At 71.2% G+C, this 14553-nt stretch carries 13 protein-coding genes; 5 read left to right on the top strand and 8 right to left on the bottom strand.

What is annotated here, in order from left to right:
- Nucleotides 1–325: 325 nt before the first annotated feature.
- The 4 genes from D476_RS0129815 to D476_RS0129800 all read right to left on the bottom strand — a co-directional run bounded on the left by D476_RS0129815 (nt 326) and on the right by D476_RS0129800 (nt 5157).
- Entirely contained in the window at nt 326–1132 is an 807-nt protein-coding gene (locus D476_RS0129815) for a succinate dehydrogenase/fumarate reductase iron-sulfur subunit (RefSeq protein ID WP_017627537.1), read from the bottom strand.
- Entirely contained in the window at nt 1129–3051 is a 1923-nt protein-coding gene (locus D476_RS0129810) for a fumarate reductase/succinate dehydrogenase flavoprotein subunit (protein WP_026123980.1), read from the bottom strand. The genes D476_RS0129815 and D476_RS0129810 overlap by 4 nt, the downstream gene beginning before the upstream one ends.
- Nucleotides 3052–3118: 67 nt before the next feature.
- Nucleotides 3119–3937 (bottom strand): hypothetical protein, encoded by an 819-nt coding sequence (locus tag D476_RS0129805; protein ID WP_017627535.1) that lies wholly within the window; start codon nt 3935–3937, stop codon nt 3119–3121.
- Nucleotides 3938–4215: 278 nt separating this feature from the next.
- Complete coding sequence (locus tag D476_RS0129800; protein ID WP_017627534.1) at nt 4216–5157, bottom strand: LysR family transcriptional regulator; 942 nt, start codon at nt 5155–5157, stop codon at nt 4216–4218.
- Nucleotides 5158–5237: 80 nt separating this feature from the next.
- On the opposite strand from D476_RS0129800, the gene D476_RS0129795 reads away from it, so the two are divergent.
- The 3 genes from D476_RS0129795 to D476_RS0129785 are packed head-to-tail and all read left to right on the top strand — an operon-like array spanning nt 5238 to nt 8626.
- Nucleotides 5238–5939 (top strand): succinate dehydrogenase cytochrome b subunit, encoded by a 702-nt coding sequence (locus D476_RS0129795; protein WP_017627533.1) that lies wholly within the window; start codon nt 5238–5240, stop codon nt 5937–5939.
- Nucleotides 5940–7880 (top strand): fumarate reductase/succinate dehydrogenase flavoprotein subunit, encoded by a 1941-nt coding sequence (locus tag D476_RS0129790; RefSeq protein ID WP_017627532.1) that lies wholly within the window; start codon nt 5940–5942, stop codon nt 7878–7880.
- Nucleotides 7877–8626, top strand: a complete 750-nt coding sequence (locus tag D476_RS0129785) for a succinate dehydrogenase/fumarate reductase iron-sulfur subunit (RefSeq protein WP_017627531.1) — start codon at nt 7877–7879, stop codon at nt 8624–8626. Before D476_RS0129790 ends, D476_RS0129785 begins: the two co-directional genes overlap by 4 nt.
- Nucleotides 8627–8708: 82 nt before the next feature.
- On the opposite strand, the gene D476_RS0129780 is transcribed toward D476_RS0129785, so the two are convergent.
- Together D476_RS0129780 and D476_RS0129775 are read right to left on the bottom strand one after the other, a co-directional pair.
- Entirely contained in the window at nt 8709–9338 is a 630-nt protein-coding gene (locus tag D476_RS0129780) for a GNAT family N-acetyltransferase (RefSeq protein WP_017627530.1), read from the bottom strand.
- A 146-nt stretch (nt 9339–9484) separates the two neighbouring features.
- The gene (locus D476_RS0129775; protein ID WP_017627529.1) at nt 9485–10255 is read right to left on the bottom strand and encodes a GNAT family N-acetyltransferase; all 771 of its coding nucleotides are present in this window, start codon (nt 10253–10255) and stop codon (nt 9485–9487) included.
- A 176-nt stretch (nt 10256–10431) separates the two neighbouring features.
- Here D476_RS0129775 and D476_RS0129770 point away from each other — a divergent pair, with 176 nt between their 5' ends.
- On the top strand, nt 10432–10917 hold the full coding sequence (locus D476_RS0129770) for a nitroreductase/quinone reductase family protein (protein ID WP_040728746.1): 486 nt from the start codon (nt 10432–10434) through the stop codon (nt 10915–10917).
- 7 nt (nt 10918–10924) lie between these two features.
- On the opposite strand, the gene D476_RS0129765 is transcribed toward D476_RS0129770, so the two are convergent.
- Both D476_RS0129765 and D476_RS0129760 read right to left on the bottom strand, forming a co-directional pair.
- Entirely contained in the window at nt 10925–11590 is a 666-nt protein-coding gene (locus tag D476_RS0129765) for a TrmH family RNA methyltransferase (protein WP_017627527.1), read from the bottom strand.
- 63 nt (nt 11591–11653) lie between these two features.
- On the bottom strand, nt 11654–12043 hold the full coding sequence (locus tag D476_RS0129760) for a hypothetical protein (RefSeq protein ID WP_017627526.1): 390 nt from the start codon (nt 12041–12043) through the stop codon (nt 11654–11656).
- 210 nt (nt 12044–12253) lie between these two features.
- Between D476_RS0129760 and D476_RS0129755 the strand changes: the two genes are divergently transcribed.
- Complete coding sequence (locus D476_RS0129755; protein ID WP_017627525.1) at nt 12254–14518, top strand: hypothetical protein; 2265 nt, start codon at nt 12254–12256, stop codon at nt 14516–14518.
- The last annotated feature ends 35 nt before the right edge of the window (nt 14519–14553 follow it).

Here is a 14553-nt window from a genome sequence, read left to right as displayed (position 1 = left end):
AGGTGGGGCCGCTGGCCTCTCCTCGTCGCCGCTCTTCCGACGACCATGCACACGCCTGCCACCCGACGACGCTGCAGGTGGGGACGCCGCCCTGCGTCATTGTTGCTGCTGCTTTTCCCTGCACTCCGGCAACCCGGCGCCCGGCCGGGGGCGGTGAGTGGGGCACCGGCCGCTCCGTCGCCGCCCTTCGCGGCGACCACGTGCACACCCGCCGCCCGGCAGTGCTACCGCAAGGGCCGCCGGCCTGCATCGACGTGGACGCGGACACAGGTGGGCGGCGAGGATCGGGCCCGATTCGCTCGCCCTCCTCGCCGCCCGTCTCCTGCTATTTGCTCTCGTCCCGGTCGCCCGGGCGGGTGTTCGGGACGCGGGGGGTGTCCGCGCCCTTTCTCAGGCCGATGGTCGAACCCAGCCACACCAGCGGGTCGTACCGCCGGTCGGCCACGCGCTCCTTCAGCGGGATCAGCGCGTTGTCGGTGATCGTGATGTTCTCCGGGCACACCTCGGTGCAGCACTTGGTGATGTTGCAGTACCCGAGCCCGAAGTCGTCCTGGGCGGCCATGCGGCGGTCGGCCGTGTCCTCCGGGTGCATCTCCAGCTCGGCCACGCGCATCAGGAACCGGGGCCCGGAGAAGGCCTCCTTGTTCTCCTCGTGGTCCCGCACCACGTGGCACACGTTCTGGCACAGATAGCACTCGATGCACTTGCGGAACTCCTGCGAGCGCTCCACGTCCTGCTGCCGCATCCGGAAGCTCCCCGGCTCCGCGCCCTCCGGCGGGGTGAAGGACGGGATCTCCCGCGCCTTCTGGTAGTTGAAGGACACGTCGCACACCAGGTCGCGGATGACCGGGAAGGTCCGCATCGGCGTCACCGTGATCGGCTCGTCGTCGGTGAACGTGCTCATCCGCGCCATGCAGGACAGCCGCGGCCGCCCGTTGATCTCCATCGAGCAGGACCCGCACTTGCCCGCCTTGCAGTTCCACCGCACGGCCAGGTCCGGGGCCTGGGTCGCCTGGAGGCGGTGCAGCACGTCCAGCACCACCTCGCCCTCGTTCACCTCGACCTCGTAGGACGCCAGCTCCCCGTCGTCCCCGCCGCCGCGCCACACGCGGAACGTCCGTTTCGCGCTCATCGGTCCTCCTCCTTCGCGGCCGCCTCATCGGGGGTCTCGGCCGGGAGCTCCTCCTCGGTCAGGTACTTGGCCAGCTCCTCCCGGTCGAACAGCGCCATCAGGTCCGGGCGCAGCACATCGACCGGCCGGGTGCGCAGCCGCACGCCGCCGCTCCCGGTCAGCGACGCCACCAGGTTGACCTTCCGCCACGGCGCCGACATCCCCGGGAAGTCGTCGCGGGTGTGCCCCCCGCGCGACTCCTGCCGTTCCAGCGCCGCGCGCGCCACCGCCTCCGACACCATCAGCATGTTCGGCAGGTCCAGGGCCAGGTGCCACCCCGGGTTGTAGACCCTGCCGCCCTCGGCCCGCACCGACGCCGCCCGGTCGGCCAGCTTGGCCAGCGACTCCAGCGCCTGCTCGATCTCCGGCCCCCGGCGGATGATCCCCACCAGGTCGTTCATGGTCTGCTGCACCTCCTGGTGCAGGGCGTAGGGGCTCTCCCCGGTCTCCCGCTCCAGCGGCTCCGCCTGCCGCCGCAGCGCCTCGGCGACCGCCTCGTCCGCGGGCACGGGGCGGCCGTCGAGGGCGTCCAGGTACTCGGCCGCGCCGAGCCCCGCCCGGCGCCCGAACACCAGCAGGTCGGACAGGGAGTTGCCGCCCAGCCGGTTGGAGCCGTGCATGCCGCCCGCCACCTCTCCTGCGGCGAACAGCCCCGGCACGACGGCCGCGCCGGTGTCGGCGTCGACCTCGACCCCGCCCATGACGTAGTGGCAGGTGGGCCCGACCTCCATGGGCTCGGCGGTGATGTCGACGTCGGCCAGCTCCTTGAACTGGTGGTGCATCGACGGCAGCCGCCGCATGATCTCCTCTGCCGGCATCCGGCTGGCGATGTCCAGGAACACCCCGCCGTGCGGCGACCCGCGCCCCTCCTTCACCTCGGCGTTGATCGCCCGCGCCACCTCGTCGCGCGGCAGCAGTTCCGGCGGTCGCCGGTGGCTGGCCGGGTCGGTGTACCAGCCGTCGGCCTCCTCCTCGGTCTCGGCGTACTGGGCGGCGAACACCTCGGGGATGTAGCCGAACATGAACCGCTCGCCCTCGGAGTTGCGCAGCACGCCTCCGTCGCCGCGCACCGACTCGGTGACCAGGATGCCGCGCACCGACGGCGGCCACACCATCCCGGTCGGGTGGAACTGCACGAACTCCATGTTCAGCAGCCCCGCCCCGGCGCGCAGCGCGAGCGCGTGCCCGTCGCCGGTGTACTCCCAGGAGTTGGAGGTGGTCTTGAACGACTTGCCGATGCCGCCGGTGGCCAGCACCACCGCGGGCGCCTCGAAGAGCATCGGGGCGCCGGTCGCGCGGTCGTAGGCCAGCGCCCCGGCGACCTTCTCCCCCTCCTTGACCAGCTCGGTGACGGTGGTCTCCGCGAACACCCGGAGCATGGCGTCGGGGTCGCCCAGCTCGGCGGCGTCGGCCTGCTGGAGCTGCACCACCCGCTGCTGAAGGGTGCGGATCAGCTCCAGCCCGGTCCGGTCGCCCACGTGCGCCAGGCGCGGGTATTCGTGGCCGCCGAAGTTGCGCTGGCTGATCCTCCCGTCTCCGGTGCGGTCGAACAGCGCCCCCCACATCTCCAGCTCCAGGATGCGGTCGGGGGCCTCCTTGGCGTGCAGCTCGGCCATGCGCGGGTCGTTGAGGAACTTGCCGCCGCGCATGGTGTCGCGGAAGTGCACCTGCCAGGAGTCTGCGTCGTTGACGTTGCCGAGCGCGGCCGCCGCACCGCCCTCGGCCATGACCGTGTGGGCCTTGCCGAACAGGGACTTGGAGATGATCGCGGTGCGCTTGCCGCGCTGGCGCGCCTCGATGGCGGCGCGCAGCCCGGCCCCGCCGGCGCCGATCACCACCACGTCGTAGGCGTGCCGGGTGGTCTCGCTCAGATCGGGCATGGCGCTGCCCTCCTCACCGGTGTCGGGCTCGTCGGGAATGGTGGGCGGCATGTGCTGCGGGCGGCGCTCAATTGACGATCCTGAGGTCGGTGAGCACGCCGCTCGCCACCAGCGCCACGTACAGGTCGGTCAGGACGAGCGTGCCGAGCGTGATCCAGGCGAACGTCATGTGCCGGGTGTTGAGCTTGGAGACCACCGTCCACAGCCGGTACCGCACGGGGTGGGACCCGAAGCTGCGCAGGCGCCCTCCGGTCACGTGGCGGCAGCTGTGGCAGCTCAGCGTGTAGCACCACAGCAGCACCACGTTGGTGAACAGCACGATGTTGCCCACGCCGATGCCGAAGCCGCCCTCGGCCCCGTGGAACAGCGCCACGGTCGCGTCATAGGTGTTGACGACCGAGATGAGCAGGGCCGCGTAGAAGAAGTAGCGGTGCGCGTTCTGCAGGACGAGCGGGAATCGCGTCTCCCCGGTGTACTTGGCGTGCGGCTCGCGGACCGCGCACGCGGTGGGGGACTGCCAGAACGAACGGTAATAGGCCTTCCTGTAGTAGTAGCAGGTGAACCGGAACAGCAGCAGGAGCGGAAGGCTGACCACCGCGAACGGGATGAACCACGGGAAGTCCCACGGAAGCCTCCCGAACACCGCCGCGTCGGACGCGCACTGGCCCGCGACGCACGGCGAATAGAACGGGGTGAGGTAGTGGTACTCCTGCACCCAGTAGTGGTCCTGCTGCAACGCCCTGGCCAGGCCGTAGACCAGGAAGGCGGTCAGCCCGAGCACGGTCAGGACGGGCCCTGACCACCACCGGTCGGTGCGCAGCGTCCGTGCGGTGATCCGCGCGCGCTCGAGGCCGGGCTGTTCCGGCGGGGGAAGAGTCGATGTCATGGCCGCACATCTCCCTAAGGATCGGTGGAGCCACGCTAGGACGGCGCGATCACGAATTCAGCAAGAAATCACAGCGCAACGGATGTGAAAAACACCACTCCCCTGGAAGGGGGTCCGGCGATTCGGCGATAAATGACCGCTTATCCGATGGCTGGTGTTTCGGGGGTTTTGTCGCCTGGTGGGGCCTGTGGTGTCCGTGGGGCGATCGAATGCCCTTATGGAACGGTGAAAGTGAGGCCAGCCTTCATTTCTGGAATCTATCGCACCGTTCCCGTGCGTCACGGCAGTGACGCGGCGATCACTTCGAGGTCCTCGCCGAGCTCGTCGCGGGTCAGGTGGGTCAGGTACGCCATCAGGTGGCGCCGGAACGCCTTGGCGCTGTTCGACGGCTCCACGTCCTTGCGGTGCGCCAGCGCGATGGTGCGCAGCAGGCGCGGCCAGGCCAGCGGCGTGCCCCGCAGCCCGGGGCGGTTCTTGAGCACCATGCTCGGCACCACCGCCAGCCCCAGTCCCGCCTCGACGAACCGCAGCACCGCGTCCATCTCCCCGCCCTCGACCGCCATGCGCGGCTCGAACCCGGACTCCCGGCACGCCGTCAGCGTCGCCTCCCGCAGGTCGTAGCCGCGGCGGAACATCACCAGCGGCCGGTCCCGCAGCTGGGTCACCCGCATGCTCGCCCCCGTCGTCGGCGGCGGGGCGTCGGCCGCGCTCACCACCACCAGGTTCTCCCGCAGGATGGGGGTGGTCACGAACGCCGGGTCGCTGCTCTGCAGCGGCAGGATGATCAGCGCCAGGTCCAGCTCGCCCTTGCCGAGCGCGCGGATCAGGTCGCGCGAGCCGCTCTCCTCCACCCCCAGCTCGATGCCGGGGAAGCGGGAGTGGAACCCGGCCAGCGCGTCGGCGACCAGGCCGCCGCACAGCGACGGGGTGGCGCCCAGGCGCACCCGCCCCTTGCGCATCCCCGCCAGCTCGGCCACCTCCCGCCGCGCCGTCTCCATGTCGGCGACCATGCGCTGGGCGAGCGGCAGCAGCGCCTCACCGGCCGGGGTGAGTGTGATATTTCCCCGTGCGCGGCTGAACAGCGGCGTGCCGAGGTCGCTCTCCAGGGCCCGGATCTGTTTGCTCAGACTGGGCTGGGCGACCTGGCAGAGCTCTGCTGCGCGGGTGAAATGCCGCGTCTCGGCGACCGCGAGGAAGTACGCGAGCTGCTGGAACTGCATGCCCCATAGCCTACGGCTATGGACACCAGGGCCCCCATGACTTAGACGACTTTCTTTATGGAGTCTTAAAGTGGCAGGTCGTGGCGAACAGTACCCTGACCAAGCAGCGCGCGGAGGCGCGGCGGTCGACGGTGGCCCTCAAGTCCGCGATGGCGGTCACCGGCCTGATCCTCGTGCTCTTCCTCATCGCGCACATGTACGGAAACCTGAACGTCTTCGCCGGCCAAGAGGCGTTCGACGACTACTCGCACCACCTGCGTGAGCTGGGCGAGCCGATGCTGCCCCACGGCGGCTTCCTGTGGATCATGCGGATCGTCCTCCTGGCGTCCGTCCTGATCCACATCGGTTCGGCGGTCGCCCTCACGCGGCGCGCCGGAAAGGCGCGCCCGGTGCGCTACCGGACCAGGAAGCCGGTGCAGCAGACCTACGCGTCGCGCACCATGCGCTGGGGCGGCGTCATCATCGCCCTGTACGTGGTCTTCCACATCCTCCACCTGACCACGAACACCATCGCTCCCGGCGGGGCCTCGGACAGCCCCTACGAGCGGCTGGTCCGCGGCTTCCAGCCGGAGAACTTCTGGGTCACCGCGATCTACATCCTCGCGGTGCTCCTGGTGGGCCTGCACCTCCGCCACGGCATCTGGAGCGCCGCGGCCACCCTCGGCCTCAACCGCGAGGGCCGCCGCCGCGCGATCAACACCGTCGCGATCATCGTCGCGGCCGTCATCACGGTGGGCTTCCTGCTGCCCCCGTTCTCCGTTCTCTTCGGGCTGGTGGGATAAATGACCGAGCTCTACACCGAGGGCGCCCCGATCGCCGACGAGAAGGCGCCCGCCGGACCCATCAACGAGCGCTGGGACAAGCGCCGCTTCTCCGCGCGCCTGGTGAACCCGGCCAACCGCCGCAAGCTGTCGGTGATCATCGTGGGCACCGGCCTGGCCGGGGCCTCGGCCGCCGCGACCCTGGGCGAGGCCGGCTACAACGTCAAGTCGTTCTGCTACCAGGACAGCCCCCGCCGCGCGCACAGCATCGCGGCCCAGGGCGGCATCAACGCGGCCAAGAACTACCGCAACGACGGCGACAGCATCTACCGGCTGTTCTACGACACCGTCAAGGGCGGCGACTTCCGCTCGCGCGAGTCCAACGTCTACCGCCTGTCCCAGGTCAGCGTCGAGATCATCGACCAGTGCGTGGCCCAGGGCGTGCCGTTCGCCCGCGAGTACGGCGGCCTGCTGGACAACCGCTCCTTCGGCGGCGTCCAGGTCTCGCGCACCTTCTACGCCCGCGGCCAGACCGGCCAGCAGCTCCTCATCGGCGCCTACCAGGCCCTGGAGCGGCAGGTCGCGGCCGGCACCGTGGAGATGAACACCCGCCACGAGATGCTGGAGCTGATCGTCGTCGACGGCCGCGCCCGCGGCATCGTCGCCCGCGACATGGTCACCGGCGAGATCGAGACGCACTTCGCCGACGCCGTGGTCCTGGCCAGCGGCGGCTACGGCAACGTCTTCTTCCTCTCCACCAACGCCATGGGCTGCAACGTCACGGCGTCCTGGCGCGCGCACCGCAAGGGCGCGCACTTCGCCAACCCGTGCTACACGCAGATCCACCCGACCTGCATCCCGGTCAGCGGCGACTACCAGTCCAAGCTGACCCTGATGAGCGAGTCGCTGCGCAACGACGGCCGCATCTGGGTGCCCAAGGAGGCCGGGGACGCGCGCGACCCGCGCGAGATCCCCGAGGACGAGCGCGACTACTACCTGGAGCGCATCTACCCCTCCTTCGGCAACCTGGTGCCGCGCGACATCGCCTCCCGCGCCGCCAAGAACGTCTGCGACGAGGGCCGCGGGGTGGGCCCCGGCGGGCTGGGCGTCTACCTGGACTTCGCCGACGCCATCAAGCGGATGGGGCGCCCGGCGGTCGAGGCCAAGTACGGCAACCTGTTCGACATGTACCAGCGCATCACGGGCGAGAACCCCTACGAGGTCCCGATGCGCATCTACCCGGCGGTCCACTACACGATGGGCGGCCTGTGGGTCGACTACGACCTGCAGTCCTCCATCCCGGGCCTGTTCGTCACCGGTGAGGCCAACTTCTCCGACCACGGCGCCAACCGCCTGGGCGCGAGCGCGCTGATGCAGGGCCTGGCCGACGGGTACTTCGTGCTGCCGAACACGATCAACGACTACCTCGCCGACGGCCCGTTCGACGCGGTCGACGAGAGCACGCCCGAGGCCAAGGAGGCGGCCGAGGCGGTGCGCTCGCGCATCGACAAGCTGCTGTCCATCGACGGCGAGCGGACGGTGGACTCCATCCACAAGGAACTCGGCCACATCATGTGGGAGTACTGCGGGATGGAGCGCAGCGAGGAGGGCCTGCGCAAGGCCGTCGACCGCATCCGCGAGCTGCGGGAGGAGTTCTGGACCAACGTCAAGGTCCTGGGCTCCAACGACGAGCTCAACCAGGCCCTGGAGAAGGCCGGCCGCGTCGCCGACTTCCTGGAGCTCGGCGAGCTCATGTGCATCGACGCGCTGCACCGCCGCGAGTCCTGCGGCGGGCACTTCCGCGCCGAGAGCCAGACCGAGGACGGCGAGGCGCTGCGCCACGACGACGAGTTCGCCTACGTCGCCGCCTGGGAGTTCACCGGGACCGGTGAGCCGCCGGTGCTGCACAAGGAAGCACTGGAGTACGAGTACGTCGAGATGAAGCAGCGGAGCTACAAGTGAACATCACCCTGCGCGTTTGGCGTCAGAAGGGCCGCGACGACGCGGGCCGGATGGTCACCTACAAGGTCGAGGACGTCAACCCCGACATGTCCTTCCTTGAGATGCTCGACGTCCTCAACGAGAAGCTCACCCTGCAGGGCGAGGACCCGGTGGCCTTCGACCACGACTGCCGCGAGGGCATCTGCGGCGCCTGCGGCGTGGTCATCAACGGCGTGGCCCACGGCCCGGAGAACACCACCACCTGCCAGCTGCACATGCGCAGCTTCAAGGACGGCGACGAGATCACCATCGAGCCGTGGCGGGCCAAGGCGTTCCCGGTCGTCAAGGACCTGGTGGTGGACCGCGGGTCGTTCGACCGCGTGATCCAGGCCGGCGGCTTCATCAGCGCGCCGACCGGGACCGCCCCGGACGCCCACGCCACCCCGGTGCCCAAGGCCGACGCGGACCGCGCGTTCGACGCGGCCACCTGCATCGGCTGCGGCGCCTGCGTGGCGGCCTGCCCGAACGCCTCGGGCATGCTCTTCACCGCCGCCAAGATCACCCACCTGGGCAGCGTGCCCCAGGGGCAGCCCGAGCGGGACGCCCGGGTGATCAACATGATCAACCAGCACGACGCCGAGGACTTCGGCGGGTGCACGAACATCGGCGAGTGCGCCGCGGTCTGCCCCAAGGGCATCCCGCTGGACACCATCTCCCAGCTCAACCGCGACCTGCTGGGGGCGCTGGCGAGCAGCAAGTCCGAGTAGCGGCCGGGCGCACCGGAGCACTGGAGCACCGAGCGGGGCCGTCCTGTCCAGGGCGGCCCCGCTCCGCGTTCGCGGGGCCGGGTCAGTCGCCGGGCTCGCGGACCATGCCGTGGAAGGCCGGGCGCCCCTCCTCGGCGACCCCGCCGGAGGCCTTGAACCCGAACCGCTCGTAGAAGACCAGGGCGGACGGCTCGGTGGTCTCCAGGTAGACCGGTACGCGGTCGATGTCGGCCCGCACCAGCCCCGAGCGCAGCAGCGCCGAGCCGATGCCCGACCCCTGCGTCACCGGGTCGACCGCCAGGCACTCCAGGTACCAGTGGGGCCGCTCCGGGGCCGCCTTCTGGACGTCGGCCATGAACGCCGCCAGCTCCGGGATCCGGGACACGGGGAACAGCCCGAGGGTGTGCGGCACCGTGCGCAGCAGCCCCCTCCCGCTCGGCAGGGAGGCGCCCGGCGGCACCCAGACCGCCGCACCGCGCACGACGGGGCGCTCGTCGCCCGACACCGCCACGGTCACGCTCCCGGCGGGGACGAAGGAGAACCCGGCCTGGGCGGCCCACCACCGTGCCGACCGGGCCATGCGCGTGTGCGGGTCGGGGAAGAGCCACACGAAGAGCGGGTCGTCGAAGAAGGCGCGGCTGAGCACGCGTGCCACGCCCGGCACGTCGTCCTCGGTGGCGGTTCTGAGGGTGAACTCCGGCTTGTCGCTCATGGGCTCCGCCTTGCTCCTGGGACGGTTCGGATCACGCGGGCGTCGGGGGTCGCACCAGAATAGGGGCCGCCCGCCGGGCCGCCCCGGCGCTCACGCACAGTGGCCGGTTGTGGACGGGGCCCTTCCCGGGGGCCGGGAGAGCGCGGTCAGACGCCCGTCCCGTCGGTGCGGGGGCCGGGGACCGGAAGCGCCCCCGGGGCCGCCTCGGGTTCGCGGACCATCCCGTACAGCGGCGGAACGCCCGGCACGTCGATCTCGCCCGTGGACACGAACCCGAAGCGCTCGTAGAAGCCGGTGTTCTCCTTCTTGGACGATTCCAGGTAGACGGGGACGCCGTCGGCGTCGGCGCGGGCCAGCCCCGAACGCAGCAGCGCCGTCCCTGCTCCGGTGCCGCGCGCGTCCGGGTCGGCCGCGAGCTCGGCCAGGTACCAGTGCGGCCGCCGCGGGCCGTGCGCGGCGATCTTCTGGTAGGCGGCCAGGATCTCCCCGGTGCGGCGCGCGCCGAAGAGCCCGATGAAGTGCGGTGCGCCGCGCAGCAGGGCGAGCGGGGAGGTGCCCCGCGACCACGGGCCGCGCCAGGTGGCGGCCCCCACCACCCTGCCGTCGGCGACGGCCACCTCGGCCAGGCCCTGGGGGACGTAGTCGAACCCGCTCTCCAGGGCGTACAGGCGGATGGACCGTTCGAGCCGGTCCGCGGGGTCGGGGAAGAGCCAGGCGCTGTAGGGGTCGTCGGAGAACGCGCGGGCGAGGGTGCGGGCGATGGCCCCGATGTCGTCGTGGTCGGCGGGGCGCACCCGCACCTGCGGCCGGGCCGCGGCCTTCCGGGCCGCCCCCTTCGCTCCCTTGCCCGCCGTCCCCTCGGCCTTCGGCGTGCGGCGCTTCTGCGGCGACGGGCGTGCCCCGTTGTCCGTTCCCATGGCGTCCCCCCGGTCGTGCGGTTGCGGATGACCTGGAAGCTACCAGCGCGAACGCGTCTGAGCCCCAGGCCACGCGGGGTGTCGGCGCCCAGGTGGCGCCGGACCGCGGACGGATCCGACGGCGCGGAGCGCCGGGTTAGGGTCCGCACACGACCCGAACCCATGAGGGGGTTGCCATGACGGACGAGACAGATCGCAGGGACCGGCTCAGGAGGAGGTTCTGGTCCTCCATGAACGGGGTCGTGGGTGCCGTCCTGCGCTCCCGCGCCCACCCGGCGCTCAGCGGCGTGTTCATGCTCCTCACCTACGAGGGGCGCAGCACCGGGCGCTCCTACACCCTTCCCGTCGCCTACTACCTGCGCGAAGGCGGCGAGGTGTGGGTGCTGAGCGGGCACGGCGGCTGGGCGAGGAACATGCGCGGCGGACACGAGGCCACCGCGCTCATCCGCGGCCGGGAATTCCGCCTGTCGGGCACGGCCGTGGAGGACACCAAGGAAGTCGGCGACATGATGGCCGAACTGCTCGAGGAGCGCGGGCCGCGCGCCCTGCGCGGGCACGGGCTGCGCCTGCCCACGGACCGGCAGCCCACCCACGACGAGGTGATGCACGCGGCCGAGGGCGTGTGCATGGTGCGCTTCCGCGTCCTGCACGAGACGGCCTGAGGGCCCATCAGGTGGAGGGCCCAGAGCCCTCCACCGGCTGGTCGAACACGTGCGCGCGCACCCAGGCGTGCATGGCGACCGCGGCCGCCGCCCCCGCGTTGATCGAGCGGGTCGAGCCGAACTGGGCGATCGACAGCACCGCCGAGCACACCTTGCGCACCTCGTCGGAGAGCCCGGGCCCCTCCTGGCCGAACACCAGCACGCAGGCGCGCGGCAGCGGGTAGGTCTCCAGCGGCACCGCCCCGGGCAGGTTGTCGATCCCGACGACGGGCAGGCCGCGCTCCTGGGCCCAGGCGGTCAGCGCCTCGGGGCCGGGGTGGTGGTGCACGTGCTGGTAGCGGTCGGTGACCATGGCCCCGCGCCGGTTCCACCGGCGCCGCCCGACGATGTGCACCGCCTCGGCGGCGAAGGCGTTGGCGGTGCGCACCACCGATCCGATGTTGAGGTCGTGCTCCCAGTTCTCCACCGCCACGTGGAAGGGGTGGCGGCGGGTGTCCAGGTCGGCGACGATCGCCTCGCGGGTCCAGTACCGGTAGCGGTCGACGACGTTGCGGCGGTCCCCGTCGGCCAGGAGGGCGGGGTCGTACCGGCCGTCCTCGGGCCAGGGGCCCTCCCACGGGCCGACGCCGACCTCGGGCGTGCCGTTCGCACCGGTCAGGGCATGATCACTCACACGCCCCAGGTTATGGGCCCTCAGGGGTGCGCGGGGCGGGCGAGCGGCCGTGCGCCGCCGGGGTCAGCCGTTGATGTGGAAGCCGCCCTCGAGCTTGTTGATCTGCCACACCTTGTTGTCCCGGCCGCCGGTGACGGTGTTGTGGACCGTGTTGTACTCGGTGTGCTCGTCGGCGGTGAAGTGCGGAGCCAGGGTGGAGACGAGCCCGCGGATGTCCTCGTCGCGGTCGGCGGCGTCGCGGATGTGCCCGGCGAGCGTGCCCACGAGCACCTCGTCCTCGCCGTCGGCGTCGCGGGCCTCGTCGAGGGCCTCGCGTTCGGGGGTTCCGTCGCCGAAGCGCTTGCGCAGCGCCTTGCGGAGCGAGGCCACCGAATCCTTGGCGCCCTGGGTGAGCAGTTCGGTGGCCTTCCCGGCGACCGCGGCGGCCATCGCCAGCATCACCTCGTCGCCCATCGTCGCGTCCTCCAGCCGTCGGCAGCGGGGCAGGGGGCGTGCGCGGCCCCGAGCTCAACCCTGCCACCTTGGCACACGGTGTACGCGTCCGGGCCGCGTGCCCGTGACCGTATACGGTCACCGGCATGGCCCGCAGGCCGGTGCGTGAGGGCGTGCGTAGGATCACTACCGAACCCCCTGGCCCCCCGATCCGCCGAGGAGTCCACTCCGGTGACGGCTTACCACAACGAGTCGAGCAACAATCGTGGCGGCAACCATGTCCAGGTAGGGCGCGTCGACGAACTGGTCATGAACGTGATCAACGAGGCGGCGATGCCCAAGAGGCCCTTGTGGGACGTCGTCAGAGCGCTGCACGGCCCCTTCGTCAACCACGACGACGCGTGCGCCTACGCGGGTGAGGTCTACCGCGGGACGGCGTTGAAAGGGCGTCCGGGGAGCCTCTACGTCATCGGCCCCCGAGGGGTGGGCAAGTCGGCCTTCGGGGTCGAGGCAGCGTACCTGCTCCGCTCCCTGTACCAGGAATCGGCGTCCGAGCAGGGGGACGGGGCAGTTGGGACCGCCCGGTCGGACGAGCGCGGGGTCTGGGGGCTCCACGTCGACCTGGACGAGCAGCGTGCGGCGGGTGCGGGGGCCGGGAACCACGTCTTCCTCGGCGACGCGCTCGCGTCACTGCTGCGCGACCTCGGAATGCCCGGGGACGATGTGCCTCCGACCCTCAGGGAGCGTTCACGGGAGTTCCGCAGGATCACCGGTGAGGAGCCCTGCATCGTGATCGTCGAGGGGATCACCTCCGCATGGGAGGCCGACCTCTTCGCGACAGGGGACGGCAGCATGGTGCTGCTCACCGGGCGTGGGGAGATCACGGGCCTTCGGCGCCGCAACGTCCCGACCGTGCGCCTGCCCGCCCTGCGTACCGATGACGCCCTGGCACTCCTCCGCGGTTTCGACGGCCCCGAAGAACGCCTGGCGCGCCTGATCGACGCCGATCCCGGGGCCGCACGGGCCCTGGCGGACCGCTGCGGCGGGCTCCCGCTCGCCCTGCAGATCGTTGGCGCCTATCTGAGCATGTGGCCCGAGGAGACCCCCGCCTCGGTCGTCGCGCGGCTCGACGCCGCCGGTACCCGGCTCCCCGAAGAGCTCGACCGCCTCGTGGAGGCCGAGGAAGGGGAGCCGCGCCTGGACGAGGTCATCGCCCTGGGCTTCGGCGACCTCCGCTCGGACGCGGCCCAGCGGCTCTACCGCGCGCTGGGCGGCCTGCCGGGACGGCGCGTATACGAGGGCCTGCCCGCCGCCCTGCTGGGGTCCCTGGAAGAGGCGCGCGACGCCCTCGGGCGGCTCGTCCGGTCCTGCCTGATGACAGCCGAAGGAGGCGGCCGGTATCGCTGGGAGCCCCTGATCCGCCACGACGCCTACCGGCGGGCGCAGGCCGAGCCGGATGAGCGGTGCCGGGACGTCAGGGAGCGCGCCGTCGACTGGTACACCGCCTCCCTGGCCCAAGCGGACCGGCTGTTCGGAGGTACGCGGAGCCGGGCGACACAGGAGGAAGGGGACGCCGAGTCGCGCCGAGCGGTGGCCACACCCTTCTCAGCGGACGGGGGCGAGGCTTTGGCTTGGACGGCCCAGGTGTTGGACTCGGTTCCGGCTCTCATGGCCATGGCCGTGGAGACTGAACGCGCACGCAAAGCGCTCGTGATGGCGGAGTCGTGCTGGTATGCAGTGCACGAGCTGCGACGCGGCTCTGTGGGGAAAGAGCTGTTCGGTTCCGCGAGCGACATAGCCCGACAGGTAGCGGAACCTGCGCTGGTGAGCCGGATGGACAATTATCGGGCTCGGGTGCTGGTCGACAACGGAGCGTTCGAAGAGGCGGCGGCGGTCATCGGCGCGGCGCTTGAGGGTGTGCTTGGCGCCGAGGACCGTGCGGCTCTATTGGAGACCCGCGGATTGGTGTGTGCAGAGCGCGGGGAGTTCGATCAGGCCGAGACCGTGTTGCGTGAACGCCGCCGGATTAACGAGAGTCTCGGCAACCGGCGGGAGCGCGCGATCGACGGATACCAGCTCGGTGGTCTGCGCCTGCGTATGGGAGACCTCACGGGGGCCGGACGTGAGCTGGAGGCCGTGCGGGAGATGGTCGCGGACGAGTTGGTGCGCTTGATGGCCTCGGACTGCGGGGACGAGACGAGCCGTATCGACGACTGGCGCTCCATCGGAGCCAAGAACGAGGCCCGACTGGGACACTTGTACCTGCGGTCCGGTGAGCCCGAAGCAGCCCTCCGAGCGGGAAGGGCGGCCATCGAGGGGTTCGGGGACAAGGGCGCACCGCTGAGAAGGGCGGACGCGCTCGGCGTGATGGCGCGTGCTGTCAAGTTGCAAGGGGGGGCGGCCGTTGCCGGAGAGTGGGCGGCGGCGGCAGTGCGGCTGTATAGAAAGGGCTACCAGTACGAGAAGGCAGCAGAGCTGGCGGAGCTGATCGACTGATCGGAGTCGAGGCGGTGGCACGGAGGCCGCCCCGC

The sequence above is a fragment of the Nocardiopsis chromatogenes YIM 90109 genome (assembly GCF_000341185.1).
Lineage (GTDB): Bacteria > Actinomycetota > Actinomycetes > Streptosporangiales > Streptosporangiaceae > Nocardiopsis_A > Nocardiopsis_A chromatogenes.
This window is presented reverse-complemented; position numbering and strand designations above follow the sequence as displayed.